This is a genomic window from Nonomuraea turcica (assembly GCF_030718205.1).
Taxonomy (GTDB): Bacteria; Actinomycetota; Actinomycetes; order Streptosporangiales; family Streptosporangiaceae; genus Nonomuraea.
This window is the reverse complement of the sequence record NZ_JAUZQF010000023.1, coordinates 186,166-210,099: the sequence shown is the minus strand read 5'-3', so window position 1 is coordinate 210,099 and position 23,934 is coordinate 186,166. Positions and strand designations below refer to the sequence as shown.

Annotated in this window: 26 protein-coding genes; 11 read left to right on the top strand and 15 right to left on the bottom strand. The window is 68.2% G+C overall.

The genetic code is table 11. The features are described from left to right. The first annotated feature begins 551 nt into the window (after positions 1–551). The gene (locus Q9G87_RS45240; RefSeq protein WP_305922815.1) at positions 552–1,001 is read left to right on the top strand and encodes a hypothetical protein; all 450 of its coding nucleotides are present in this window, start codon (positions 552–554) and stop codon (positions 999–1,001) included. A 184-nt stretch (positions 1,002–1,185) separates the two neighbouring features. Here the strand turns inward: Q9G87_RS45240 and Q9G87_RS45235 are convergent, their stop codons facing one another. Next, the gene (locus tag Q9G87_RS45235) at positions 1,186–1,353 is read right to left on the bottom strand and encodes a helix-turn-helix domain-containing protein (protein ID WP_305922814.1); all 168 of its coding nucleotides are present in this window, start codon (positions 1,351–1,353) and stop codon (positions 1,186–1,188) included. Between the two features lie 344 nt (positions 1,354–1,697). Then, positions 1,698–2,183: a glutathione peroxidase gene (locus Q9G87_RS45230; RefSeq protein WP_305922813.1), complete on the bottom strand. Its 486-nt coding sequence runs from the start codon at positions 2,181–2,183 to the stop codon at positions 1,698–1,700. 186 nt (positions 2,184–2,369) lie between these two features. Between Q9G87_RS45230 and Q9G87_RS45225 the strand changes: the two genes are divergently transcribed. Next, the gene (locus Q9G87_RS45225; RefSeq protein ID WP_371825924.1) at positions 2,370–2,774 is read left to right on the top strand and encodes an aggregation-promoting factor C-terminal-like domain-containing protein; all 405 of its coding nucleotides are present in this window, start codon (positions 2,370–2,372) and stop codon (positions 2,772–2,774) included. Positions 2,775–3,108: 334 nt separating this feature from the next. Continuing rightward, positions 3,109–3,567: an aggregation-promoting factor C-terminal-like domain-containing protein gene (locus Q9G87_RS45220; protein WP_305922812.1), complete on the top strand. Its 459-nt coding sequence runs from the start codon at positions 3,109–3,111 to the stop codon at positions 3,565–3,567. A 3-nt stretch (positions 3,568–3,570) separates the two neighbouring features. On the opposite strand, the gene Q9G87_RS45215 is transcribed toward Q9G87_RS45220, so the two are convergent. Further along, positions 3,571–4,209, bottom strand: coding sequence for a TetR/AcrR family transcriptional regulator (locus Q9G87_RS45215; RefSeq protein WP_305922811.1), 639 nt, complete (start codon positions 4,207–4,209; stop codon positions 3,571–3,573). An 85-nt stretch (positions 4,210–4,294) separates the two neighbouring features. Between Q9G87_RS45215 and Q9G87_RS45210 the strand changes: the two genes are divergently transcribed. Further along, positions 4,295–5,410 (top strand): ferritin-like domain-containing protein, encoded by a 1,116-nt coding sequence (locus tag Q9G87_RS45210; protein ID WP_305922810.1) that lies wholly within the window; start codon positions 4,295–4,297, stop codon positions 5,408–5,410. A 26-nt stretch (positions 5,411–5,436) separates the two neighbouring features. On the opposite strand, the gene Q9G87_RS45205 is transcribed toward Q9G87_RS45210, so the two are convergent. Beyond that, entirely contained in the window at positions 5,437–5,916 is a 480-nt protein-coding gene (locus Q9G87_RS45205; protein WP_305922809.1) for a nucleoside deaminase, read from the bottom strand. A 205-nt stretch (positions 5,917–6,121) separates the two neighbouring features. Between Q9G87_RS45205 and Q9G87_RS45200 the strand changes: the two genes are divergently transcribed. Both Q9G87_RS45200 and Q9G87_RS45195 read left to right on the top strand, forming a co-directional pair. Next, positions 6,122–7,846, top strand: a complete 1,725-nt coding sequence (locus Q9G87_RS45200) for an ABC transporter ATP-binding protein (RefSeq protein WP_305922808.1) — start codon at positions 6,122–6,124, stop codon at positions 7,844–7,846. Continuing rightward, on the top strand, positions 7,843–9,687 hold the full coding sequence (locus tag Q9G87_RS45195) for an ABC transporter ATP-binding protein (protein WP_305922807.1): 1,845 nt from the start codon (positions 7,843–7,845) through the stop codon (positions 9,685–9,687). Before Q9G87_RS45200 ends, Q9G87_RS45195 begins: the two co-directional genes overlap by 4 nt. A 103-nt stretch (positions 9,688–9,790) precedes the next feature. On the opposite strand, the gene Q9G87_RS45190 is transcribed toward Q9G87_RS45195, so the two are convergent. From Q9G87_RS45190 to Q9G87_RS45175, 4 genes are read right to left on the bottom strand one after another with little or no spacing between them, the layout of a single operon-like run. Continuing rightward, on the bottom strand, positions 9,791–10,120 hold the full coding sequence (locus tag Q9G87_RS45190) for a hypothetical protein (RefSeq protein ID WP_305922806.1): 330 nt from the start codon (positions 10,118–10,120) through the stop codon (positions 9,791–9,793). A 48-nt stretch (positions 10,121–10,168) separates the two neighbouring features. Further along, on the bottom strand, positions 10,169–10,504 hold the full coding sequence (locus tag Q9G87_RS45185; RefSeq protein ID WP_305922805.1) for a DUF202 domain-containing protein: 336 nt from the start codon (positions 10,502–10,504) through the stop codon (positions 10,169–10,171). Between the two features lie 10 nt (positions 10,505–10,514). Beyond that, on the bottom strand, positions 10,515–10,841 hold the full coding sequence (locus Q9G87_RS45180; RefSeq protein ID WP_305922804.1) for a YidH family protein: 327 nt from the start codon (positions 10,839–10,841) through the stop codon (positions 10,515–10,517). Between the two features lie 53 nt (positions 10,842–10,894). Continuing rightward, complete coding sequence (locus Q9G87_RS45175; protein WP_305922803.1) at positions 10,895–11,284, bottom strand: hypothetical protein; 390 nt, start codon at positions 11,282–11,284, stop codon at positions 10,895–10,897. A 43-nt stretch (positions 11,285–11,327) separates the two neighbouring features. Between Q9G87_RS45175 and Q9G87_RS45170 the strand changes: the two genes are divergently transcribed. The 4 genes from Q9G87_RS45170 (at position 11,328) to Q9G87_RS45155 (ending at position 15,150) form a co-directional block, all read left to right on the top strand. Then, the gene (locus Q9G87_RS45170; RefSeq protein ID WP_305922802.1) at positions 11,328–11,519 is read left to right on the top strand and encodes a hypothetical protein; all 192 of its coding nucleotides are present in this window, start codon (positions 11,328–11,330) and stop codon (positions 11,517–11,519) included. 114 nt (positions 11,520–11,633) lie between these two features. Next, positions 11,634–12,572, top strand: a complete 939-nt coding sequence (gene bla / locus Q9G87_RS45165; RefSeq protein ID WP_305922801.1) for a class A beta-lactamase — start codon at positions 11,634–11,636, stop codon at positions 12,570–12,572. Continuing rightward, positions 12,572–14,746, top strand: coding sequence for a transglycosylase domain-containing protein (locus Q9G87_RS45160; protein WP_305922800.1), 2,175 nt, complete (start codon positions 12,572–12,574; stop codon positions 14,744–14,746). The genes bla and Q9G87_RS45160 overlap by 1 nt, the downstream gene beginning before the upstream one ends. Before the next feature lie 269 nt (positions 14,747–15,015). Continuing rightward, on the top strand, positions 15,016–15,150 hold the full coding sequence (locus tag Q9G87_RS45155; RefSeq protein ID WP_305922799.1) for a hypothetical protein: 135 nt from the start codon (positions 15,016–15,018) through the stop codon (positions 15,148–15,150). A 90-nt stretch (positions 15,151–15,240) separates the two neighbouring features. Here Q9G87_RS45155 and Q9G87_RS45150 read toward each other — a convergent pair whose 3' ends face one another. The 6 genes from Q9G87_RS45150 to Q9G87_RS45125 are packed head-to-tail and all read right to left on the bottom strand — an operon-like array spanning position 15,241 to position 21,924. Then, a complete protein-coding gene (locus tag Q9G87_RS45150) occupies positions 15,241–16,530 on the bottom strand; it encodes an ABC transporter substrate-binding protein (protein WP_305922798.1) in 1,290 nt (429 codons plus the stop codon). A 13-nt stretch (positions 16,531–16,543) separates the two neighbouring features. After that, positions 16,544–17,710 (bottom strand): branched-chain amino acid ABC transporter permease, encoded by a 1,167-nt coding sequence (locus Q9G87_RS45145; protein WP_305922797.1) that lies wholly within the window; start codon positions 17,708–17,710, stop codon positions 16,544–16,546. Continuing rightward, the gene (locus Q9G87_RS45140; protein ID WP_305922796.1) at positions 17,707–18,594 is read right to left on the bottom strand and encodes a branched-chain amino acid ABC transporter permease; all 888 of its coding nucleotides are present in this window, start codon (positions 18,592–18,594) and stop codon (positions 17,707–17,709) included. The genes Q9G87_RS45145 and Q9G87_RS45140 overlap by 4 nt, the downstream gene beginning before the upstream one ends. Next, positions 18,591–20,414, bottom strand: coding sequence for an AMP-dependent synthetase/ligase (locus Q9G87_RS45135; protein WP_305922795.1), 1,824 nt, complete (start codon positions 20,412–20,414; stop codon positions 18,591–18,593). Before Q9G87_RS45135 ends, Q9G87_RS45140 begins: the two co-directional genes overlap by 4 nt. Then, complete coding sequence (locus Q9G87_RS45130) at positions 20,411–21,175, bottom strand: ABC transporter ATP-binding protein (RefSeq protein WP_305922794.1); 765 nt, start codon at positions 21,173–21,175, stop codon at positions 20,411–20,413. The genes Q9G87_RS45135 and Q9G87_RS45130 overlap by 4 nt, the downstream gene beginning before the upstream one ends. Then, the gene (locus Q9G87_RS45125; RefSeq protein ID WP_305922793.1) at positions 21,163–21,924 is read right to left on the bottom strand and encodes an ABC transporter ATP-binding protein; all 762 of its coding nucleotides are present in this window, start codon (positions 21,922–21,924) and stop codon (positions 21,163–21,165) included. The genes Q9G87_RS45130 and Q9G87_RS45125 overlap by 13 nt, the downstream gene beginning before the upstream one ends. Positions 21,925–22,049: 125 nt before the next feature. On the opposite strand from Q9G87_RS45125, the gene Q9G87_RS45120 reads away from it, so the two are divergent. Continuing rightward, complete coding sequence (locus Q9G87_RS45120; RefSeq protein WP_305922792.1) at positions 22,050–22,307, top strand: UBP-type zinc finger domain-containing protein; 258 nt, start codon at positions 22,050–22,052, stop codon at positions 22,305–22,307. Positions 22,308–22,321: 14 nt separating this feature from the next. On the opposite strand, the gene Q9G87_RS45115 is transcribed toward Q9G87_RS45120, so the two are convergent. Continuing rightward, positions 22,322–23,908 carry a Na+/H+ antiporter gene (locus tag Q9G87_RS45115; RefSeq protein ID WP_305922791.1) on the bottom strand — a complete coding sequence of 529 codons (1,587 nt, stop codon included), beginning with the start codon at positions 23,906–23,908 and terminating at the stop codon, positions 22,322–22,324. Positions 23,909–23,934 lie beyond the last annotated feature (26 nt).

Genomic DNA, 23,934 nt, shown 5'->3' with positions numbered 1-23,934 from the left:
AACAGTCGTGGCAACTCGTCATCGGTGCCAAGTAGCGTGACCCGCTATGTTCAACAACCATGTCCCGGAAAGCCAGAACCACAGCTCACGACAACGCCTCGGTTCCAACTAACGTGTCACGGCACAGTTCGGTGCGCCGGTCGTACACGGCCTTCGCCAGAGCCATAAGCAGCCGGATCTCTCGACGGCCTCGATCACGTCCTCCGGCTCGGTGAAACCGTCGGCAGGCTTGCGTTCGCGCGGGGTCTTCCAGCGGCGTTGGCTCATTGCTCCACTTCTCCTTCCTCAATGGCGCGGATGAACTTGCCCGCCCGGTGCACGAGGAACTTCTTGAAGTTCCACAGGACTCGAGTCTCATGTGACGATCGGGACGGCATGGTAGATCACGAACGGCGCCCCGGCGGCGAGTGTGGAGACACAACCCGTCGCGCTCGCGGGGCACAGCCCCTACCGGCCGGGGCAGCCCCTTACCGCGTGCGCGGGCGAGCTGAACGTCTCACCTGCATGGGAACCCAGGCCATCGCTCGCAGCGGCTGATAGGAGTGTGGAGCATGACCCTAAGGCCAGAGTTGCGCGCACCGGCGATCAATCCTGGCTTCCTTGCCCGCTTGGCTACGATGATTGGCGAAATCGCAAACGCCATCGAGCGGGGCGAGGATGTCGGGTGGGCTGTCGACGAGTTTACTAAGCTCACCGGCCGACACTATGACATTACAGATTTCAGGAAATACTGGCAGGCATGGGACGCGGAAGACTTTGCCCGGCAAGCCGCACGACGTACACCTGAGAAGGTCCCGGTTATAACCAGAGATGATCTTATCGAGATCGTGCAGCTTATGATGGACGGCGACGAGGACGCGGATTATTATCAAGAGCTGTTCGACGCGAATGTGCCACACCCCAACATAGGGGAACTGCTATTTGTAAAGCCCGACGACGAAGATGATTCAGCGGAGCGGATCGTCGACAAGGCGCTCGCCTATCGGCCGTTCGCGCTGTGACGCTTGCCAGCCCCACGATCCCTCCTTTCTGGCTTGGCGGGGCATGTGGAGGCTGGTCAGCCGGCGCACGGACGCTGCCAGCAGGTGAGGAAGGCATTCTTCCAGGTCCAGGTCGTGCTGATCTTCAAGATCCGCAGGCAAGCGTGCCGACCAACCGGGCGGGCAGGTGACCAGCCCCGCTCCTTCAGTGATGGGCTCTCATGCAGCGTCGGTACGGTGTCCAGTGGGGGACGGTGTCGGAGCCCTCAATGCGAGAGATCTTCGCCTGGCTGAGTCCCGCACGATCGGCCAGTTCAGCCTGCGTGAGCCCGAGTTCGGTGCGCCGGTCGTACACGGCCTTCGCCAGAGCCATGGACAGCCGGATCTCTCAACGGACCTCGATCACGTCCTCCGGCTCGGTGAAACCGTCGGCAAGCTTGTGTTCGCGCAGGGTCTTCCAGCGGCTGTGGCTCATTGCTCCACCTCTCCTTCATCAATGGCGCGGATGAATTCCTCGTGTGCCGGACCGTGTTCGGCCTCGCAGACTTGGAGCGAGTTTGTCGCGCCTGATCTCGGCGTCTTCCCGCATTCTCGTCTTGCGGAAGACTGTCAGCAGAACCGCCGTGCGGTTCGGGGTGGCCAGTACGTGATGCGTATGGCAGCACCGACGAGAGTTGGGCGCAGCCCCCGGACTCCATCGCCCAGGTAGCGTTTCGGCTAGAGGATTTTTTCGATGGCCGAGGTGATGGAGGGGTCCTCGGGGGTGGTGCGGGGGCGGAAGCGACCCACCACGTTGCCCTCCCCGTCCACCAGGAACTTCTCGAAGTTCCACTGGATGTCGCCGGCCTCGCCGTCCGCGTCCGGGACGCTCGTCAGCTCGGCGTACAGCGGGTGCCGATCCGGACCGTTGACGTCGGTCTTCTCCAGGAGCGGGAAGTCCACGCCGTACGTCGTCGAGCAGAACTCCTGGATCTCCTCCGGCGAACCGGGCTCCTGGCCGGCGAACTGGTTGCACGGGACGCCGATCACGGTGAAGCCGCGCGGGCCGTACTGTTCCTGCAGCTTGACCAGGCCTGCGTACTGCGGGGTGAGGCCGCAGCGGGAGGCGACGTTCACGATGAGGGCGGCCTTGCCGGCCGTCAGCTCGGCCAGGGTGGTCGGAGCGTCCGTGAGGGTGCGGAGAGGGATCTCGCTAAGGGTCATGAGAAGACCTTACAGAACGAGTTGCGCCGAAAATGAGACGCAGACCACATTTATCGGGCAAAACCCCAGAAACAGCTATATATCGAATCTTTACTGACGATCTTCATTTTCATGGTCAATTCCCTGTAAAGGGATCCTTTCGGGCAGGGTGGCGCGGTCCATGTCCCCCTTCGAAAGGGAACCCGCATGCCCATGCTCCGCCGTACCGGCGTCCTGGTCCTGACCGCCACGCTCGTGGCGGCAGGCGGCGCCTCGGCCGCACAGGCACAGAGCTCCCAGACGAGCGCGAGCAGCAGGAACAAGTCGATCGCCAAGCCCCTGGTGGCGGCGCGCGGCTGGAACAAGGCCCAGTTCAGGTGCTTGGAGAAGCTCTGGGCCCGTGAGAGCGGCTGGAATCACCGGGCGGGCAACCGCTCGTCCGGCGCCTACGGCATCCCGCAGGCGCTCCCCGCCCACAAGATGGCCTCATCGGGCCGCGACTGGCGGACCAACCCCCGCACCCAGATCAAGTGGGGCCTGTCCTACATCAAGAAGCGGTACGGCACGCCGTGTCGCGCGTGGGCGCACTTCCAATCCCACCATTGGTACTGAGCCAAACCCCAGGCTTGCCCGATTCTTGTGGCAAGGGCAGACCATAGGCGCGGCGGGCCGGGCAATCCCGTCCCAGCGAGCCGGCCGTTTATCCGCAACGATCACACAAACACCTGTCCTTCGCGTGTCGAGATGTATGACCCGCGGTGACGGCGCGTAATAGGAATCGTGCTAAAGGACACGTCGCGGTGCCCTCCGGGCCGCCCAGCAGGATCGGGCGGAGCAAGATCCCGGAGGGCCGGGCGGACCCTCCACGTCCGAGCCACGGACGCGGACGAGCAGGGCGCGAAAGCTTGTGCGCCTGTCCGCACGCGACCCGACAGCAAGGATCGTTTTGGACAGCAAACGTGTACTCAGCGGCACTCTCATCTCCGTCACCGCGTTCACCGCGTTCGGCGCCACCACGACCGCTTGGGCGGAGTCGGTGCCGCAGGTCCGGACCAGGACCTGGACCACATCGGCGGAGCCGGACATCCCGGCCATCCGGCCGGAAAGCAGGAACAAGAAGATCGCCCTGGACCACGTCGTCCAGCGATCGTGGAACCTTCAGGAGTTCCGCTGCCTGGACAACCTGTGGACCAGGGAGAGCAACTGGAACCACCGCGCGCGCAACAGCTCATCGGGCGCGTACGGCATCCCACAGGCCCTGCCTGCGGGCAAGATGAGCGGCGCGGGCCGCGACTGGAGGTCCAACCCGGAGACGCAGATCCGGTGGGGCCTGACCTACATCAAGGGAAGATACGGCAGGCCGTGCGGCGCATGGGGCCACTTCAGGTCGCACAACTGGTATTGAGTCTCACCGGCTGCGCGCCGAGTGCGCCACGATGGCCTGGATCAGCAGCTCGAGCCCGAATTCGAACTCGGCCTCGTGGTCGCACTCGTCCAGCAGCGGCGCCAGCGAACTGACCTCGGGGAACAGAGCGGCATCGACACTGTCGGCTTTGATCGTCCTGGTGTGGACGGGCGCGAACGTCGGCGTCACCCCGACCTCGCGCAGCAGCGAGCCCACGATGTAGGCGATGAACATCCGCAAGGTCCTGACCGCATCCGCCCCGTCGAACCCGGCGCTGCGCAACGTGGCCAGCGCCCGCTCGACGGGTAGCAGACCGGCCGCGGAGTGGAGCTGGCGGCTGACCACGACCATGGTCGAGCGCGGGTAATGGTGGGCGATCTGCCGGAACGCCCGTGCCTGCATCCGCACGCGGTCGGTCCAGTGCGCGTCAGGGTCGTCGGTGAACTCGATCTTGCTGAGCACCGCCTCGGCCACGCCGTCGAGCAGCACGTCCTTGCTGGGAACGTGGTTGTAGAGGGACATCACGCCGACGCCCAGGTCGGCGGCGATGCGCCGCATGGAGATCGCGTCCGCGCCCTCGCGCTCGATGAGGCCGATGGCCGCGGCGACGATCCGGCCGCGCGAGAGAGGCTCCGTGGGCATAGCTCATTCTATTGACGGACGTACGCCGTACGTGCAAGCTCGAACCAAGGACGTACGGTGTACGTAACCGCCCCCCGGAGGTCCGATGTCGACGCACGATCTCTACACCATCCCCCCCGAGCTCTCCACCTGGGACGTCCAGATGGCCGGCAGCAGCCGGTTCACCTGGGAGTACGACGACGGCCGAGATCGCATGCTGGCCCTGTATCAGAAGGGCAAGGACAAGCAGTGGGACTCGACCAAGCGCATCGACTGGGACCTCGAGGTCGACCCGTACAACGTGCTCGGGATCCCCGACCAGACGATCGCCATCTACGGCACCCCGCTGTGGGAGCGGATGAGCGAGCAGACCCGCCAGGAGGTGCGCCTGCACGGTGCGGCCTGGCAGTTCTCCCAGTTCCTGCACGGCGAGCAGGGCGCGATGATCTGCTCGGCCAAGATCGTGGAGTCGGTCCCCGACCTGGACTCCAAGTTCTACGCGGCCACGCAGACCATGGACGAGGCCCGCCACGCCGAGACGTACGCCCGGTTCCTGCAGGAGAAGGTGGGGCTGGCGTACCCGATCAACGAGCATCTCAAGGCGCTGCTGGACAGCACGCTGACCGACTCGCGCTGGGACATGCCGTATCTGGGCATGCAGGTCCTCATCGAGGGGCTGGCCTTAGCCGCGTTCGGGGTGATGCGCGACATCACGACCAAGCCGCTGCCCAAGCAGATCCTCGCGTACGTGATGCAGGACGAGGCCAGGCACGTCGCCTTCGGCCGGATGGCGCTGCGCGACTACTACAGGAGCCTGTCGGAGAGCGAGCTGCGCGAGCGCGAGGACTTCGTCATCGAGGGTTGTTACCTGATGCGCGACCGGCTGCGCGGCAAGGAGACCTGGGAGTACCTGGGCCTGTCGAAATCCGAGGTCGACGAGGCCATGGAGGCGACCGAGCACTCGGAGTACCTGAGGTTGTTCCGGTCGCTGCTGTTCAGCAGGATCGTGCCGTGCGTCAAGGACATCGGGCTGTGGAGCCCGCGGCTGCAGCAGGCGTACGCGGAGATGGGCGTGCTGGAGATGGCCGGCCAGTCACTCGAGGCGCTGATGAACCAGGACGAGGAGATCGCCGACAAGCTCGACGCGGAGCGCTTCGCGCAGGAGGAGACCGAGCGGCACACCGAGGTCGCCGAGACGATCGCGCTCGGCCAGGAGTCCTAGCCACGTGGCCCACGGCTCGAAGCCGGTCAGCCGCCGCTGTGGAAGCGGCGGTGCAGGTCGCGTACCTCGTCCGCCAGGTCGGGCACAGGTCCCTCCACCTCCACGCCGGGCGCGACGTCGTTGACCGGCAGCGTCCGCACCGGCGGCGGGGGAACGCCGAGCTCCGACAGCCAGGCGGCGAGCTGCTCCGACGACGCCACGTAGACGATCCGCCCCAGCCCCACCCAGGCGTGCGCGGCCGCGCACATGGGGCAGTGCTCGCCGGAGGTGTAGACGGTGGCCGCGGCCCGCTCCTGCGGTGTCAGGTGCGCCGCCGACCAGCGGGCCAGCGCGAACTCCGGATGCTGGGTGCGATCCCCGGACGCCACGTGGTTGTGGTCCTCGGCCAGGACGGCGCCGTCGCCGGAGACGAGCACGGAGCCGAACGGCTCGTCGCCCACCTCCAGGGCCCGCGTGGCCAGCTCGACGCAGCGGCGCAGGTGCGGCAGGTCTGATTCGTTGATCACGAGTCCCACATCCTACGCCTCATCACCATGAGCGTAACGGCCCGCCCGAAAGGGCATGATTCCTCACGTTTTCCCATGTCAGGCACAGGAAACGCACCTCCGCGCCACCAAAAATGGGTTGATCTCACGTACTAACCTAGAAGTGATGCCTCCCGATACGCACACACCTCGCCGTCCCCTGCTGTCTTCCAACTCCCTGTGGCGGATGAAGTCCTACCTCCGCCCCTACGTCACCAGATTGGTCTTCATCTGGCTGGCCGCGATCGTCGGCATCGGAGCCGGCATCGCCCTCCCTCTGATCATCGAGCAGGTCATCGACGGCCCCATCGCCGACGGCGACTCCGCCGGGCTGCTCCCGCTCGGGCTGCTCGCGATCGGCGTCGGCGTCGTCGAGGCCCTGCTGATCCTGCTCAGACGGTGGGCCCAGGTCAAACCGGTGCTCGGCCTGGAAACCGCCATCCGCGACGACCTCTATGAGCATCTGCAGCGCCTGCCCATGGGCTTCCACGGAGAGTGGCAGTCCGGCCAGCTGTTATCTCGGGCCACGACCGACCTGTCCACGATCCGCCGCTTCCTCGGCTTCGGGATGCTGTTCCTGGTCATGAACATCCTGCAGCTGATCACGGTGACCGTGCTGCTGCTCAACAAGTACTGGCCGCTCGGGCTGCTGGTGCTGGCCTCATCCGTGCCTATCGTGTGGACGTCGCTGCGGTTCGAGAAGCGCTACATCAGGATCTCCCGCCAGGTGCAGGACGAGCAGGGCGACCTCGCCACGCTCGTCGAGGAGTCCGCGCTCGGCATCCGCACGATCAAGGCGTTCGGCCGCCGCCACCACGTCTACGACCGCTACGACGACGCCGCGCTCAAGGTCTACGGCACGTCGATGGACAAGGCGCGCCTGTCGGCGAAGTTCTTCGCCTTCCTCGAGGTGATCCCCAACATCACGCTGGCCATGGTGCTGCTGCTCGGCGCGCTGGCCGTCGGTTCGGGCGCGCTGACGCTGGGCGCGCTGGTCGCGTTCACCACGCTGATGCTGCAGCTGGTGTGGCCGATCGCCAGCCTCGGCTACATCCTGGCCATGGGCCAGGAGGCCATGACCTCGGCCGACCGGCTCATGGAGGTCATGGACACCGTCCCGGCCATCGAAGGCGGGACGGACACGATCGCCAGGCCGCGCGGCCACCTGCGCTTCGAAGGCGTCGGGTTCCGCTTCCCCGGCGCGGACCGGCCGGTGCTGCACGACGTCTGGCTGGACGTGCGCCCCGGCGAGACGGTGGCGATCGTGGGCGCGACCGGCGCGGGCAAGACGACGCTGACCGCGCTGGTGCCCCGGCTGATCGACCCCACCGACGGCCGGGTCACGATCGACGGGCACGACGTGCGCGACCTGGAGCTCACCACGCTGCGGTCGGTGGTGGCCACCGCGTTCGAAGAGCCGACGCTGTTCTCGATGAGCGTGCGCGAGAACCTCACCCTCGGCCGGCTCGACGCCACCGAGGAGGAGCTGGCCGACGCGGTCCAGACGGCGCAGGCCATGTTCGTGTACGACCTGCCATGGGGCCTCGACACCCGCATCGGCGAGCAGGGCCTGTCCCTGTCCGGCGGCCAGCGGCAGCGCCTGGCCCTGGCCCGGGCGGTGCTCAGCAAGCCACGCATCCTCGTGCTCGACGACACCCTGTCCGCCCTCGACGTGGAAACCGAGGCGCTGGTGGAGGAGGCGCTGCGGCACGTGCTGCGCGACGCCACCGGCATCGTGGTCGCCCACCGTGCCTCCACCGTGCTGCTGGCCGACAAGGTGGCGCTGCTGCGCGACGGCACGATCACGCACGTCGGGCAGCACCACGAGCTGCTGGCCGACGTGCCCGAATACCGGCAGCTGCTGGCCCAGGACGCCGACCTGGACGACGCGTCGGAAGGAGCGCTGCGATGACGACGACGACTACGCCGACCTCGGCGTCCTGGCGCGGCGTCGCCTCCGAGGAGCAGGACGAGCTGCCGGAGAAGGTCTCCATCCTGCTGCGGGCGCGTTCCCGCCGGCTCCTCGGCGACCTGCTCAAGCCGTACCGGAAGCAGATCGCGCTGCTCGTGGCGATCATCGTGGTGTCCAACGCGGCCGGGCTCGCCATCCCCTTCCTGGTCTCGGTCGGCATCGACGAGGGCATTCCGCCGATCACCCGCGGGTCGGGCCCGGCGATCCTGCTGACCGTGGTCGGGGTGATCCTGGCCGCGGCCGTGACGCAGGCGCTGACTCGGCAGGCATTCCTGCGGCTGTCGGGCACGATCGGCCAGAGCACCCTGCTGGAGCTGCGCAGGAGGGTGTTCGACCACTTCCAGCGGCTGTCGCTGAGCTTCCACGAGCGATACACCTCTGGCCGCGTCATCTCACGGCTGACCTCGGACATCGAGGCCATCGCCGAGTTGCTGCAGTCCGGGTTCGACGCGTTGGTCAAGGCTGTGCTGACCATGGTGGGCACGGCCGTGCTGCTGCTGATCCTTGACGTGCACCTGGGCCTGGTCGCGCTGATCCCGCTGCCGTTGCTGCTGTTGTTCACGCGGTGGTTCCGGCGGCAGTCGGTGATCGTCTACCGGCGTACGCGGGAGACGGTGGCGCTGGTGATCGTGCACTTCGTGGAGTCGATGACCGGCATCCGCGCCGTGCAGGCCTTTCGCCGCGAGCCCCGCAACCAGGAGATCTTCCAGCAGCTGAACGACGACTACCGGGGCGCCAACGCCAGCAGCATGCGGCTCGGCGCGACGTTCATGACCGGCATCAAGCTGATCGGCAACCTGACGATCGGCGGGGTGCTGCTCTACGGCGGCTGGCTGGCGCTCCAGGGTGAGGTCAAGGTCGGCGTGCTGGCTGCGTTCCTGCTGTATCTGCGCCAGTTCTACGAGCCGATGCAGGAGGTCAGCCAGTTCTACAACACGCTGCAGTCGGCGGGCGCGGCGCTGGAGAAGTTGTCCGGCGTGCTGGAGGAGGAGCCGTCGGTGCCCGAGCCGCGCAAGCCGCAGCCGCTGCCGCAGGGCAGGGCGCGCGGCAAGGTGCGCTTCGAGGGCGTCAGGTTCGCCTACGTCGAGGAGATGCCGATCCTGCCGGGGCTCGACCTGACGGTCCCGGCCGGGCAGAGCGTGGCGCTGGTCGGGGCGACAGGCGCGGGCAAGACGACGCTGGCCAAGCTGATCTCCCGCTTCTACGACCCGACCGAGGGCCGGGTGCTGCTGGACGGCGTTGATCTGCGGACGCTGGACGAGCCGACGCTGCGCCAGGCCGTGGTCATGGTGACGCAGGAGAACTTCCTGTTCAGCGGCACGGTCGCGGACAACATCAGGTTCGGGCGGCCGGAGGCGACCGATCGTCAGGTGCGCGAGGCGGCCAAGGCGATCGGCGCCCACGAGTTCATTTCCGGCCTGCCCGACGGATACGACACCGAGGTCGGCAAGCGCGGCGGCCGCATGTCCGCCGGCCAGCGGCAGCTTGTCGCGTTCGCCCGGGCGTTCCTGGCCGATCCGGCCGTGCTGATCCTGGACGAGGCGACCTCCAGCCTGGACGTGCCGAGCGAGCGCCTGGTGCAGCGCGCGCTGCGGACGATCCTGGCCGACCGCACGGCGCTGATCATCGCGCACCGGCTGTCCACCGTGGAGATCGCCGACCGGGTGCTGGTCATGGAGCGGGGCGAGATCGTCGAGGACGGGCCGCCGGCCCGGCTCATCGCCGCCTCGGGCCGCTTCGCCGGCCTGCACCAGGCCTGGCTGGACAGTCTCAGCAGCTAGTGGCGACCAGTGGCCGGCCGGACAGCGGTGTCCACTCAGCGGACGCCCTGTCCGGCTCGGCCGTCTCCCGCACGTGCCTGCGACACTCGCCGTTAGGCGATCCTCACCGTGTGTCAGGTTGCCAGTAGGGTGGACGCGGCACCGGGCTGAGCAGCGGGGTCGGATCGGGCGCCGCCGGTTTCTCCGGCGGGATCAGCTCCGGATGACGCGACAGGTAGCCCTCAGGGAAGGTGGTGCTGTCCTGGCGACGGCACCGCGGGCAGATGGCGCCCGGCGACGGCGGCGGCACGGGCAGCCGATTGCGCAACCAGATCTCCGCTTCGTTGCCGTGCTGATCGTCGACGTGCCTGACCAGGTATTCCTCTTCCCAGACGTGCCAGCAACTGCGGCACTCGAACGGCACGATCCTGCGTTCTTCTTCCAACGAGGTCACCCCCTTGCTTCGAGTTTCCGCCTGCTCGCCGGAATCTCGCAAGCGGACTCACCGAATGGTGAACACAAAGGTCAGGGCACCCGCGACCACGCTGAGCGTGCCCAGCCAGGCGAAGACCACGTCCAGTCCAGGGTCCAGCGGCCTGCCACCGTGCAGTGCCGCCTGCACCCGCCGGAACCGGGTCCTGGTCCTGATGAGCAGCACGCCGCCGCACAGCGCGGCCAGCGCGAAGACCACCACCGCGAGGGCCGGCAGGCCGCTCCTGGCCGCCAGCCCGGTCGCGCCGAGCCCGCCGGTGGCCAGAGCCACGGCCGTGCGCACCCACGCGAGCCTGGTGCGCTCGCTCTGTAGCCCACGATCCCAGACCTCCTCTTCGGGAGTCATCCTCGCCGCCTCACGCTGAGAGGATGATGAGAATCAGGGCGATCACGGCCACGGCGGCCACGCCGTAGCCGAAGACGGCGGCAAGCGCTGGTGGCGGCAGCGGCGTCTGGTTGCGCAGCGCCCGCTGGATGTTGCGCCAGCGCGGGTAGGCCATGCCCGCGGCCAGCGCGGAGAGCGTGACGAGCACGACGGCGAGTACGGTGCGGATCCATGGCACGAACACGTCGGCCGGCACCGCCGCCATGGCCACCCCACCCGCACTGAGCGCCAGCGCCGTGCTCAGCCAGGTGAGGAAGGTCCGTTCATTGGCCAAGGTAAAACGCGGGTCGGGTTCCATAGGAAAAACGATATTTCGTCCCCATTTCCCCTAGAGAAGCCGGGATTCAGCTCTCAGCCGGTGCAGGCCTTGGTCACCTTCTCCACGTACGCGGCTCCCTCGGTGGCGACCTTCTGCGTCGCGTCGACGGCGTCGTTGACGTCATTGACGGTGATGCCGCTCAGGGTCTTGGCGAGGTCGTCGGAGGCTTGCTTGATCGTGGTGTTGGTGGCCTTGTCCGCCACGTCGTTGAGCTTGGCCGCGGCGTCGTCCAGGGCCTTGTCCATGGCTTGGGGGTCGTTGGTGAGGCTGGCGATCTGGGCGCCCAGCTCGCTGACGATCTTCGGTGCCTCCAGGCACGCCTGGGCCTTGTCGATGGTCTGATTGACCTCGCCGCAACCGGCGGCGGCGATGCAGAGGGCGAAGAGGGCGAGGGGCACGAACCGGCTCTTGTGGAGTCGCATACTTCGACCCTACCCAAGAGTCCAGTTCAGCCGGGTGAGCGACGTGACTGAGCACATCCGCACGATCGGCGGGCGATCCCGCAGAGCACGGCCACCAGAAGATCGGCGTCCCGGGCGCGTGGTGAGCCACATCAGCACGATCAGCCTCGCCGAAGGCCGGTTGATCACCTCGGAAGTCCTCGACATGATGGCCGCGGTGGCCACCGGCGGACGTTCCACCTGCCTGCGGCTGTGACCTGCACTGATATCGGAATCCCTATCGTTCGATTTCCGATATCGCTATTAGACATACAGAGATCTCATCTGCTTTGCTCCTGACCTCTGACAGGCGAGAGCAAGGACCCATGACATGCGAAATCTCCGCGCCCGGCGGCTGGCGGCGGCCACCACTCTGGCGATCTCTCTTTTCGCGGGCGGCACCACCTTCGGCACGAGCCCGGCCTCGGCCACGGCCGTGGCGGCGGCGGTCTCCAGCGAGGCCCAGGTCAGTGTCAGGAAGGAGCTGCGGGCGCTGGAGAAGGCCTTCAACGGCCGCATCGGCGCGTACGCCATCGATACCGCCACGGGCAAGACCGTGACGTACCGGGCGGGTGAACGCTTCCCCCTCCTGTCTACCTTCAAGGCCATGGCGTGCGCGGCCGTGCTGCACAAGGCCCGCACCTCGGCACCGGGGCTGATGGACAAGGTGATCCGCTGGTCGGCCGACGAGGTGCTGGATTACTCCCCGGTCACCGAGAAGCACGTCAAGGACGGGCTGACCGTGGCCCAGCTGTGCGAGGCGACCATCACGCTGAGCGACAACACCGCGGGCAACCTGATTCTGAAGCAGATCGGCGGCCCTGCCGGTCTGACCAAATACTTCCGTTCGCTCAAGGACCCGATCTCGCGCCTGGACCGCTACGAGCCCGGGTTGAACGACTGGACGCCGAAGGACAAGCGCGACACCACGACCCCCGCGGCCATCAGCCGTGACCTCCGCGTGCTGACGAGCGGCACCGCGCTGCACGCCAAGGATCGCGAGCAGCTCAACGCCTGGCTGATCGCCACCAGGACCGGCGACAAGCGCATCCGGGCCGGCCTCCCCAATACCTGGACGATCGGCGACAAGACCGGCACAAACTCCACGGGATTCGGCGGTGGGAACGACATCGCCGTCATCTGGCCCGAGAAGGGCGCCGCTCCCATCATCATGGCGATCTACACCAACCGCTCCCCGGGTCTCGCCACCGACGACAAGACGATCGCCAAGACCGCCACGGTCCTGGCCCGCGGGCTCGGCAAGCTCTGATGTCCGGTCGGGGGACGAAGATCGTACGTCTCGCCGCCGCGGGCGCGGCGGCGGGCGTGCTCATGGCCGGGATCGCCGTCCCGGCCGTCGGGGGTGCGGGCTTCGGACTGGTGGCGGCGGCCGGGGAGGTCGATCTCACGCCGGCCGACCTGATGGAGCCGCCCCCGGCCGAGGTCACGATCGTGCGGGACGCCAAGGGGAACGTGATCGCGCGGTTCTACGAGGAGTACCGCGAGATCGTCGGTCTCGACGACATCGCCGAGGTCATGAAGACTGCGATCGTCGCGATCGAGGACTACCGCTTCTACGAACACGGCGCCATCGACATCGAGGGCACGCTCCGCGCGCTGGCCACGAACCTGCAGGCGGGCAGGGTGAGCCAGGGCGGTTCGAGCATCACGCAGCAGTACGTCAAGCAGGTGCTGCTCAACTCCGCCGGCACCGAGCGGGAGCGAAACGCGGCGCTGGAGGCCAGCTACGCGCGCAAGCTGAACGAACTCCGGTACGCCATGGGGATAGAGGAGAAGTACACCAAGGACCAGATTCTCGAGAAATATCTGAACATCGCGTACTTCAGCGCCGGCGCGTACGGGGTCGAGGCAGCGGCCAAGCGCTTCTTCGGCGTCAAGGCCGCCGACCTGACTCTGCCGCAGGCGGCGACGCTGGCGGGCGGCGTACAGGACCCCAATGCCACCGACCCCAACCTCGGCAGGAAGCACCGGGAACGGCTCCTGAACCGCCGCAACGTCGTGCTGAACCGGATGGCGGAGTTAGGCAAGATCACCCCAGGGGAGGCGGCTGAGGCGAAGGCCGCCAAGCTCGGCTACAAGGGCACAGAGCTCCCCGGTGGCTGCGAATCCAGCAAATATCCCTATTTTTGCCTCTACGTCCGGCACGAGATCCTCAGCAATCCCGACTTCGGCAAGACGGCCGAGGCCCGCCTGGCGACCCTCAACCGCGGCGGCCTGACGATCAGGAGCACGATGGACCCGGCCATGCAGGCGGCGGCCGACCGGACCATCCGGACGTACGTGCGCGCCTCCGATGCCCCGGTCGCCGCCGAGGCCCTGGTCCAGCCGGGCACCGGGGCGATCAAGGCGATGGCCGCCAGCAGGCCGTATGGTCCTCGCAAGGCGCGGAACGAGATCTCGTACAACGTCGTCGCGGACGTCGCCCACGGCGGCGGGGCCGGCTTCCAGGCCGGCTCCACGTTCAAGACGTTCACCCTGATCAGCGCGCTGGAGCAGGGCATGAAGCTTGACGACGGCCTCACCGCGGGCGCCGGCTACCGGGCGCCCGGCTACGCGACGTTCAAGAACTGCAAGGGCGAGAACATCGGCGACCCCGCCCACACGGTCACCAACGACGAGGGCTCGCCGGGGTGGAAGACGCTGCGGACCGGCACCTGGGGTTCGGTGAACACGTTCTTCATGGAGCTGGAGCAGCGGGTCGGGCTCTGCGAGACCGTCACGACGGCCAAGGCGCTGGGCATCCATCGCGCGGACGGGCAACGGCTGCAGGAGTATGAGACGTTCACGCTCGGCATCAACGAGATGGACCCGGTGACGGTGTCCGCGGCGTACGCGGCGATCGGGGCGCGCGGGAAGTTCTGCGCGCCGATGGCGATCACCCGCATCACCGACCGCGACGGGAACACCACCCGTTACCGGCCGAAATGCCGCCAGGCCCTCGACGCGGCCGTCGCGGACGCCACCGCCGACGTGCTGTCAGGTGTGTTCACCAAGGGCACGATGCGCGGCATCGGCGGGATCGGGCGCGACGCGGCGGGCAAGACCGGCACCACCGACGACTACGCGACCGCCTGGTTCGCCGGATTCACCCCGGATCTGGCGGGGGCGGTGAGCATCGGAGATCCGCGCGGGTCGCAGCGGCACAAGCTGGTTGGGGTGACGATCGGCGGGCGGTACTACGGGGTGGTGGCGGGGTCCAGCCTTCCCGGGCCGATCTGGAAGGACACGATGGTGGCGGCGCTGAAGAGTGTGGAACCGTCATCGTTCCCGCCTATCGATTCGGCGCGGTTCGGCGGCTGCGGGCGGCACTGCCGGCCTGAGCCGCGGGACACCGGCTCCGAGCGTGACAACAATCAGGAAGACACCGGTTTGGCGACCAACGGCGGCCGGCAGGACACGGACGTCGAGGCCTCTGACGAATGACCACACCTCACGCTCGAAGGCTGTCGGCGGCCAGGCCGTCAGGTTCTCTTCCGCGTGGCCGAACGCGTAGCCCAAGGCGATCAGCGCGGACTGGAGCGATGGCTGCACGAACTCGGGCACGGCATCACGGCTTGCGACCCACGCCGCCGTACTGGAAGACCTCACGGTCACGTAGCTGGTTTCGGAGTCGGGTCGCCATTGCGGTAGCGACATCTTCGAGTGCCTGGATGGCCACGGGAACACGTCGAACCTGGGCGTTCACTACTGCCGTGGCCATCGATCATGGACTGGAGATGGCCGCGACAGTCGACCAGCACGATCGGGCGCCGGTCAAGGCGGCATCGACGGCGATCACACGTAAGGCCGACACCGTTCGCGCTGTGGACGGCCTCGCCGCCTGCTGAGTGAGAAGGCCTATACGTCCAACGGGTGGAAAGCGCCCAACGACCCGGGGTCTGGGGATCGGAAGATCCCCAGACAGGGTCCCGGACCATCTAGAGCTTGGTGAAGCAGGGGCCGTCGAAGGTGTAGGACTGGGCCGTTGGGCCCGTGAAGAAGTCCTTGGCGATGGAGACGCCCGTGGGTGCCTTGTCGTCCACCTTGTTGATCAAGGTCTGGCGGAAGGTCGCCGTGTTGGCGTCGTCGGCGAAGTTCCCGGCCTCCGGGGGCAGCATGCCCTCGTAGTCCACCGTCTTCAGCGTCTTCACGGCCGCCAGCAGGCCTTTCCTGCTCACGTCGCCGTCGGCCACCATCTTGTCCAGGGCCGCCTTCAGCGGGTACGCCCACGCCCACCCCGAGGTGTATCCCTCATTGGCGGACACGTTCGGGAACGCCTCGCGCACGGCCTGGTGGCCGGGCGTGTCGGCGTTCCAGGGCTTGCCGGGCGCCGACTGCTCGTACAACGCCTTCAGGGCCGGTGCGGCGGGTGACTTCAGCAAGGCGGGGTTCCAGGTGGGGCCGGTGCCGATGAATCGGCCCTTGAAGCCGGCCGCGGCGGCCTGGCCGATGATGGTCGCGGCGTCTGCCGGGCCGGTGGTGAGGATCACCAGGTCCGGCTTGTTCTTGGTGATCTCGGTGATGGCGCGGCCCTGCTCGTTCGCACCGCTCGGGGTCTCGACACTGGTGAACGTCAGGCCGTTGCGCTCGGCGGCGATCTTGGCGCCGGCGGCGGCGTCCGCGCCGTAGTCGCCGGCCAGGTGCACGGCCATGACCGACTTCGGCTTGTACGTCTCCATCGCGTAGTCCACGGAGTTCATGGCCTCGACACAGTAGTTGGACCCGGACTCGATGATCACGTCCTCGAACTCCCACGCCGAGGTCCACGAGGCGGGAGCGGCGACGATGCTGTTGGCCTTGAGGTCGCCGATGATGGCGGCGGTCGTGGGCGAGCCGAGCGTCTGGGCCAGGCCGAGCACCTGGTCCTTGATCTCGTTGTAGACCTGCCGGTGCACTTCGGGGTTGTACTTGTTGTCGCGGACGTAGCGGGTCACGTCCACCTCGTACTTGCCGCCGACGCCGCCGGCCTTGTTGACGCGGGCCCAGAAGGCCTTCTGCGCGTCGGTGATGGGCACCGCGAGCGCGGCAAACGGGCCGGAGGTGAGGTCGGAGATCGTGCCGAGGTAGATGCAGCCCTTGTTGCGGTCGACCGCATTCGGGCAGGGCTCCGCGGTGACACCTGGCGCCTGGGCGCCGGCCTTGCTGCCCTCGTCGTCCCCCCGGATGACGCCGCATGCGGACAGAAGTGCCACCACCGCGGTGAACGCCACCACACAGCGACTCTTCATGAAAAATCCCTTCTCAGTATGAAAAAGGCCAGGATTTCCAGTAGTTGCGGATCCGGATCCACAGACCGAACAGGCCGCGCGGCTCGAAGATGAGGAACAGCACGATCAGCAGCCCGTACAGGACGGTCTCGACCTGGAACACGTTGGGGGTCTGCGTGGTGTCGCCGCTGACGAACGGCACCAGCGAGGGCAGCGCCCTGGTGAGGGGCTGCAACAGCGAGATGAACAACGCGCCCGCGATCGCCCCGGACACGGTGGCCACGCCGCCGATGAGGACCATCGCGATGAACTGCACCGACATGAGCAGGCTGAACGAGCCCGGCTCGACGTACCCGGAGATCGTGTAGAGCAGGCCGCCCGCGCACCCGGCGTAGAAGGAGGAGATCCCGAACGCCAGCACCTTGTTGCGCGTCAGCGGCACCCCGATGACCGCGGCCGCGATGTCCCGGTCGCGGATGGCGGCGAAGGCGCGGCCGATGCGCGAGCGGGCCAGGTTGCGGGCGGCGACGGCGAAGACGATGAGCAGCACCAGCATGAGGACGTACAGGGTCTGCTCCTTGGTGCCGAGCGGGCCGTCCTGGTCCAGGCGGGTGCCGAAGAGCTGCGGGATCGCCGCCTCGCGCCCCACCCCGGGGCCGCCGGTGAGCTCCTGCCACTCCTTGAAGACGTGCTCGCCGAGGAAGACCAGGCCGAGCGTGACGACGGCCAGGTAGAGGCCGCGCAGGCGGGTGGCCAGCGGCGCGACGAGCACCCCGGCCGCGGCGGCGACCAGCCCGGCGGCCGGCAGCCAGATCCAGATCTCGGCGATCCCGTAGCCGAGCCGCTCGCCGTCGACTGGTCCGGACAGGGCGGCCGCCGTGTAGGCGCCGATGGCGACGAAGAAGGCGTGGCCGAGGGAGACCTGGCCGGCGTACCCGGTGACGATGTTGAGCCCGATCGCGCCGATGGCCAGCACGTAGGCCCCCGCCAGCACCTCCAGCGACCGGTCCTGCAGCAGCACCGCCAGCGCGAACGCGAGCAGCACCAGCACCCCGGTCCACACCCGTTTGGCCCGGGTGTCGAGCAGCGCCATGTCCTGGGCGTAGGAGGTGTAGAGCAGCGGCCGGCCGCGTACCCGGCGAGACCGGCCGGTCGGTATGTCTGGGGCGGTCTGCGCCGCCGCGGAGCGCGTGTCGGTCATACCCGCTCGACCTCCCGGGTCCCGAACAGGCCGTACGGCCTGACCAGCAGCACGATCAGCATCACCACGTACGGCGAGACGACCGCGAAGTTCTGTCCCAGCCAGGGTGCGAAATCCCCTTGGTACGACTGGAAGAGCGACTCCACGACGCCGACCACCAGCCCGCCCACGACGGCGCCGCCGAGCGAGTCGAGCCCGCCCACGATGATCGCCGGCAGCGCTTTCAACGCGATCACCCAGGTCAGCTGCTCGATGCCCTGCCCGGTGCCGACGAACATCCCGGCGATCGCGGCCAGGAACCCGGCGAGGCCCCACGACAGCGCGAACACCATGCCGACCGACACGCCCTGCGCCAGCGCGGTCTCCTGGTCGAAGGCCGCCGCCCGCATGGCCAGGCCGTACCTGGTGAAGCGGAAGAACGCGAACAGCAGCCCGACCAGCACCGCGGTGACCACCAGCATGGCCAGCCAGCGTGACTGCACGACCAGCGGCCCGAGCGAGACCTGGGTGAACCCCCACGGATCGCCCATCTGCCGCACGTCCCTGCCGATGAAGGCGTTGACCACCACCCGCACGACCACGTCGATGCCGAGCGTGATGATCGCCACGACGAACACGGGCCGCCCCACCATGGGCCGGATCGCCACCCGCTCGATGCCCAGCGCCACGCCGGCGATGAGCAGCGCCGACAGCAGCACGGCCGCGTAGAACCCGGTCACCTCGGCCAGGTAGCTCACCGCGACGGCCCCGGCCAGCATCAGCGCGGGCTGCGCGAAGCTGATCACCCGCGTCGCCTTGTAGATGATCACGAACCCCAGCGCGAGCAACGCGTACACCGACCCGTTGCCCAGGCCCCTGATGACCGTCTCCAGCAGCCCCTTCACCGGGCGTACATCCCTTCCACCAGGTCCTCGAACAGCTTGGCGATGGCACTGCGCTTGACCTTCTGCGTGGCGGTCAGCTCGCCGTCCTCGTGGTCGAGCTCCTTCGGCAGGAATGCGAACCGCTTGACCTGCTCGACCGACGCGAACCGTTCGTTCACCTCGTTGACGATCCCGCGGACGAGCTCCCGCGTCTCCGGCTTCTCCGACAGGTCCCGATAGGTGGTGTACGGCAGGCCGCGCCGCCGCGCCCACTCCCCCACCGTGTCCGGCTCGATCCCGATCAGCGCCACCAGGTAGGGCCGCTGGTCGCCGATGACGACGGCCTCCTTCAGGTACGGCGACGCCTTCAGCGCGTTCTCGATCTCGCTGGGCGCGACGTTCTTGCCGCCGGCCGTAATGATGATGTCCTTCATCCGGTCGGTGATCCGCACGTGCGTGCCGTCCACCCATTCGCCCACGTCGCCGGTGTGCAGCCAGCCGTCGGGATCGAGCACGTCGGCGGTGGCGCGCGGGTTGCGCCAGTAGCCGGCGAAGTTGCCGGGATGCCGGGTCATGATCTCGCCGGTGGCCTCGTCGATCTTCAGCTCGATGCCGGGGTGCGGCTCCCCGACCGTGCCGAGGCGGACCCGGCCGGGGCGGTTGGCGGTGGCGATGGCGGTGTTCTCGCTCATCCCGTACACCTCGTGCATGGGGATGCCGATCCCCATGTAGAACTTGAGCACGTCGGGCGCGATGGGCGCGGCGCCGGAGGCGGCGTAGCGCACCCGCCGCATGCCGAGCCGCTCGCGCAGCGCGCGATAGCAGAACACCCAGCCGACCCCGTACGCCGCCCTCGTCCGCAAGGTGTGCCGGCCGCCGGTGCGTACCAGGGTGTCGCCGATCCGGTCGGCCGTCCGCAGCCAGAACCGGGTGATCGCCCGCTTGACCGGCGAGGCCGACTCCAGCTTGATGGTGACCTGGGCGAGCACCTTCTCCCAGATGCGCGGCACCCCGAACAGGATCGTGGGCTGCACCTCGCGCAGGTTGGCCTGGACGGTGTCGATGGACTCGGCGAAGTTCACCTGCACGCCGGCCGCCGAGTTGAACCACACGGTGAACGCCCGCTCGGCGACGTGGCACAGCGGCAGGTATGACAGCGCGAGGTCGCGTTCCGACGGCGGTGGCGAGGTGAAGCCGCCGCCCGTGACGAGGGTGTCGACGGCGAACTCGACGTTGCCGATGGTGAGCATGACGCCCTTGGGCGGTCCGGTGGTGCCGGAGGTGTAGATGAGCGTCGCCACGTCGTCGCGCGCCGCTTGCGCCATGCGGCGCTCCACCGCGTCCGGGTGCGCGGCCCGGTGCTCGGCGCCCAGCGCGAGCAGCTCCGGCCAGGACATCAGGACCTCGTCGTCGTATCGGCCGCGGATGCCGCGCGGCTCGAGGTAGACGATGCGCCGCAGGTCGGGGCATTCGTCGAGGACGGCCAGGGCCTTGTCGACCTGCTCCTGGTCCTCGGCTATGAGGATCTTCGCACCGGAGTCGGCCAGCAGGTAGGCGACCTCGGCGGGCGGATTGGTGGGGTAGAGGCCGACCGTGATGCCGCGCACGGCGACCGTGCCGAGGTCGCCGTAGAGCCATTCCGGGCGGTTGTCCGCGTGGACGGCCACCCGGTCGCCGGGCTCGACGCCGAGCGCGAGCAGGGCGTGCGCGACCAGCTCGACGTGCGTCCAGTACGCCGCCCAGGTGACCTCCTGCCAGATGCCGAAGTCCTTGTGCCGCATCGCGACCGCGTCGGGCGTCCTCCTGGCCCGCTCCCGCACTCGGTCCACGATCGTTGTCATGCGGTTCCTCCCAGGTACGCCTCGATCACCTTGGGGTCCTGCTGCACCTCGGCCGGGCTGCCGAGCGCGACGGGACGGCCGAAGTCCAGCACGAGTACCCGGTCGGCCAGGTCCATGACGAGCCCCATGTCGTGCTCCACCAGCACGAGCGGGATGCCCAGCTCGTCACGGATGTCCAGGACGAACCTGGCCATGTCCTCGGTCTCCTCCAGGTTCATGCCGGCCACCGGCTCGTCGAGCAGCAGCAGCCGCGGCTCCATGGCGAGGGCCCGGCCCAGCTCGACCCGCTTCTGGATCCCGTACGGCAGCAGCCGCACGGGGTGGCGGCGCCAGGCCTCCAGCTCGAGGAAGTCGATGATGTCCTCGATCTTGGCGCGGGCGGCCAGCTCGGCGCGCCGGGCGCGGCCGTACCACAGGAGGGCGGAGAACGCGCCGTAGCGGAAGTGGTGGTGGCGACCGAGCATGAGGTTGTCCAGGACGGTGAGGTTGTGGAACAGCTCGACGTTCTGGAACGTCCTGGCCAGGCCCATCGCGGCGATCTCGTGCGGCCGCCTGAGCAGCAGGTCCTCGCCGAGGAAGGTGACCCGGCCGCGCTGGGGCCGGTAGACGCCGGACAGCACGTTGAAGATCGAGGTCTTGCCCGCGCCGTTCGGCCCGATGACCGCCAGCAGCTCCGCCTGTCCGACCTCGAAGGAGACGCCGTCGACGGCCTTGACGCCGGCGAAGCTCAGGTGCACGTCCTCGAACGTCAGGAGAGCCATCGTTTCCTCCGCTTGTAGTGCTTGACCTCGCGGAAGGACCGGACGGCCCCGAGGTAGAACTCCTTGATGTCCTCGTCGGCGAGCAGCTCCTGCGCCGGCTTGTCCATGACGATCTTCCCGGTCTCCATGACGTAGCCGTGGGAGGCGATGGACAGGGCCATGGTGGCGTTCTGCTCGACCAGCAGGACCGTGGTGCCCTGCCGGTTGATCTCGACGATGAGGTCGCGCACCTGGCCGACCAGCGACGGGGCCAGGCCCAGGCTGGGCTCGTCGAGCAGCAGGTACTTCGGGCCGGCCATGAGGGCGCGGCCGACGGCCAGCATCTGCTGCTCGCCGCCCGACAGGTAGCCGGCCACGCTCTTGCGGCGCTCGGCCAGCAGCGGGAACAGACCGTACACGCGGTCCAGGTGGGAGGCGGTGGCGGTGTGGCCGCCGACCTTGAGATTCTCCTCGACGGTCAGTTCGGACAGGATGCGGCGGCCCTCCATCACCTGACTCACCCCGCGCCGGACGATCTGGGCGGGTTTGAGGTGGTGGATGGGCTCGCCCTCCAGCGTGACGGCGCCCTTGGTGATCTCGCCGTCATGGACGTCGAGCAGCCCGGACAGGGCCCGCAGCAGCGTGGTCTTGCCCGCGCCGTTCGCGCCGAGCAGGGCCACGATCGAGCCAGGGGGGACATTGAGGCTCACGCCGCGCAGCACGAGCATCACGTCGTCGTAGACGACCTCGAGGTTGCGTACCTCAAGCAAGGGCGGCTCCTCGGGACAGTGTGGCCTATGTCACTCCCCCGTTGAGCACAATGTCTACGCTTGTCCGCCAGCCGACAAGGGGCCTGGCCGAAATTAGATCGCATACTGGCCCTAAGATTGCTGTTATGGCAATGTGCGAGCATCTTTCCCAGGCCGACGACCCGGCGGCGAAGACGCCGGAGGGCTGCGAGGAGTGCCTGGCCGACGGTGGCCGCTGGGTGCACCTGCGGCGCTGCTTGGTGTGCGGCCACATCGGGTGCTGCGACTCCTCGCCCGCCAAGCACGCCACCGCCCACTTCCGCGCGACGGGGCATCCGGTGATCCAGTCGTTCGAGCGCGGCGAGGAGTGGCGGTGGTGCTTCGTGGACAGCCAGATGGGTTAGCGGGAACGGCTCCGCTAACGCTCCAGGATGGCCTCCTCGAAGTCGAGCTGGGCCATCACCTCGCGCAGCACCTCGTCGTCGAGGCGGCGCTCATCGCGCAGGCGCACGAAGACCTGGCGCTCGGCCTGCAGCATGTCGCGGCGCAACCGCCGGTAGAGCGCGCTCGGGGTCTCCGCGCCACCGTGCCCGGTGCCGCCACCCAGGCGCTCCCACGCGGTCAGCGACCGCCGCCATGACTTCTCCCTGAGCTGGTCGATGACCTGCTTCTGGATCTCGTCGGGCTCGCCGTCCTGCTCGGCGACCAGCCGCTCCAACTCGGCCAATCCTGCCTCCAGCGCCGCCTGCTGGGCGGCCGCCTCGGCCAGGCGGTCCTCGTATTGCTCCTGCGTGCTCGTCACGCCCAGCCGCCTGATCAGCGCGGGGAACGTCATGCCCTGGATGAGCAGCGTGCCGATCACGGTCGTGAACGTCAGGAACAGCAGCATCGCCCGGTCGCGCGGCGGGACCTCCGGCGGGATCGCGAACGCCGCCGCCAGCGACACCACGCCCCGCATCCCCGCCCAGCTCAGGATCACCGCCTGCTTCGGCGTGGGCGCCGGCACCCTGGCGTTTCTGACCAGCGCCCTGGTCAGGAAGGTGGCGGTGAACACCCAGACGAACCTGCTGAGGATCGTCACCGCGAGCACCGCCGCCGCGTAACCCGCGACCGCCCACGCGCTGTAGCCGCCGATGCCCTGGATGACGGTCACGAGCTGCAGCCCGATCAGGGCGAACACGATCGTCTCGAGGAAGAAGTCGGTGACCTTCCACACCGCGTCGGACACCAGCCGGGTGCCGAACCCGCGCAGGTGCATGCGGTAGCCCAGGTAGAGGCCGACGATCACGACCGCGATCACGCCGGAGGCGTGCACGGTCTCGGCCGCGAAGAAGGCGGCGAACGGGATCAGCAGCATGAGCGTGTTCTCGACCAGGGAGTCTCGCGTGTGCTGGAACACCCAGGCGAACAGGAACGCCAGCGCCAGCCCGATCGCCACCCCGCCCGCCGCCGCGATGAAGAACGCTCCGATGCTCTCCACCAGGTCCACGGTGCCGCCCACGGCAGCCCCGATCGCCACCCGGTAGGCCGTCAGCGCCGTGGCGTCGTTGAACAGGCTCTCGCCGATCAGGATCGTCAGCGTCCTGCGCGGCAGGCCGAGCCGCCGGCCGACCGCGACCGCGGCCACCGCGTCGGGCGGCGCGATGATGGCGCCGAGCGCGAACGCCAGCGCCAGCGGCAGATCCGGCAGCAGCAGGTGGACGAGCAGCCCGACCACGGCCGTCGTGAACAGCACCAGCCCGATCGACAGCAGCAGCACGGCCCGCTTGACATCACGCAGGCGCAGGTAGGAGCTGTCGAGCGCGGCCGAGTAGAGCAGCGGCGGCAGGAACACGAACAGCACCAGCTCGGGATCCAGCGGCACCGCGGGCACCAGCGGCGAAGCCAGCAACCCCGCAGCCACCAGCAGCAGCGGAGCCGGCCAGCCCTTACGCCGCGCCATGGCGGAGACCGCGATAGCACCGGCGGCCACCAGCAGCAGTTGCAAGCCCAGGATGGGACTCACCGACGCTCCTTCTACCTCGGCCCGAT

Bases quoted from the DNA above. Each gene is read 5' to 3' on its own strand.
- Q9G87_RS45240 (WP_305922815.1), top strand. From the start codon at position 552: ATGACCCTAAGGCCAGAGTTGCGCGCACCGGCGATCAATCCTGGCTTC.
- Q9G87_RS45235 (WP_305922814.1), bottom strand. From the start codon at position 1,353: ATGGCTCTGGCGAAGGCCGTGTACGACCGGCGCACCGAACTCGGGCTC.
- Q9G87_RS45230 (WP_305922813.1), bottom strand. From the start codon at position 2,183: ATGACCCTTAGCGAGATCCCTCTCCGCACCCTCACGGACGCTCCGACC.
- Q9G87_RS45225 (WP_371825924.1), top strand. From the start codon at position 2,370: ATGCCCATGCTCCGCCGTACCGGCGTCCTGGTCCTGACCGCCACGCTC.
- Q9G87_RS45215 (WP_305922811.1), bottom strand. From the start codon at position 4,209: ATGCCCACGGAGCCTCTCTCGCGCGGCCGGATCGTCGCCGCGGCCATC.
- Q9G87_RS45210 (WP_305922810.1), top strand. From the start codon at position 4,295: ATGTCGACGCACGATCTCTACACCATCCCCCCCGAGCTCTCCACCTGG.
- Q9G87_RS45200 (WP_305922808.1), top strand. From the start codon at position 6,122: ATGAAGTCCTACCTCCGCCCCTACGTCACCAGATTGGTCTTCATCTGG.
- Q9G87_RS45195 (WP_305922807.1), top strand. From the start codon at position 7,843: ATGACGACGACGACTACGCCGACCTCGGCGTCCTGGCGCGGCGTCGCC.
- Q9G87_RS45185 (WP_305922805.1), bottom strand. From the start codon at position 10,504: ATGACTCCCGAAGAGGAGGTCTGGGATCGTGGGCTACAGAGCGAGCGC.
- Q9G87_RS45180 (WP_305922804.1), bottom strand. From the start codon at position 10,841: ATGGAACCCGACCCGCGTTTTACCTTGGCCAATGAACGGACCTTCCTC.
- Q9G87_RS45175 (WP_305922803.1), bottom strand. From the start codon at position 11,284: ATGCGACTCCACAAGAGCCGGTTCGTGCCCCTCGCCCTCTTCGCCCTC.
- bla (WP_305922801.1), top strand. From the start codon at position 11,634: ATGCGAAATCTCCGCGCCCGGCGGCTGGCGGCGGCCACCACTCTGGCG.
- Q9G87_RS45160 (WP_305922800.1), top strand. From the start codon at position 12,572: ATGTCCGGTCGGGGGACGAAGATCGTACGTCTCGCCGCCGCGGGCGCG.
- Q9G87_RS45150 (WP_305922798.1), bottom strand. From the start codon at position 16,530: ATGAAGAGTCGCTGTGTGGTGGCGTTCACCGCGGTGGTGGCACTTCTG.
- Q9G87_RS45145 (WP_305922797.1), bottom strand. From the start codon at position 17,710: ATGACCGACACGCGCTCCGCGGCGGCGCAGACCGCCCCAGACATACCG.
- Q9G87_RS45135 (WP_305922795.1), bottom strand. From the start codon at position 20,414: ATGACAACGATCGTGGACCGAGTGCGGGAGCGGGCCAGGAGGACGCCC.
- Q9G87_RS45130 (WP_305922794.1), bottom strand. From the start codon at position 21,175: ATGGCTCTCCTGACGTTCGAGGACGTGCACCTGAGCTTCGCCGGCGTC.
- Q9G87_RS45120 (WP_305922792.1), top strand. From the start codon at position 22,050: ATGGCAATGTGCGAGCATCTTTCCCAGGCCGACGACCCGGCGGCGAAG.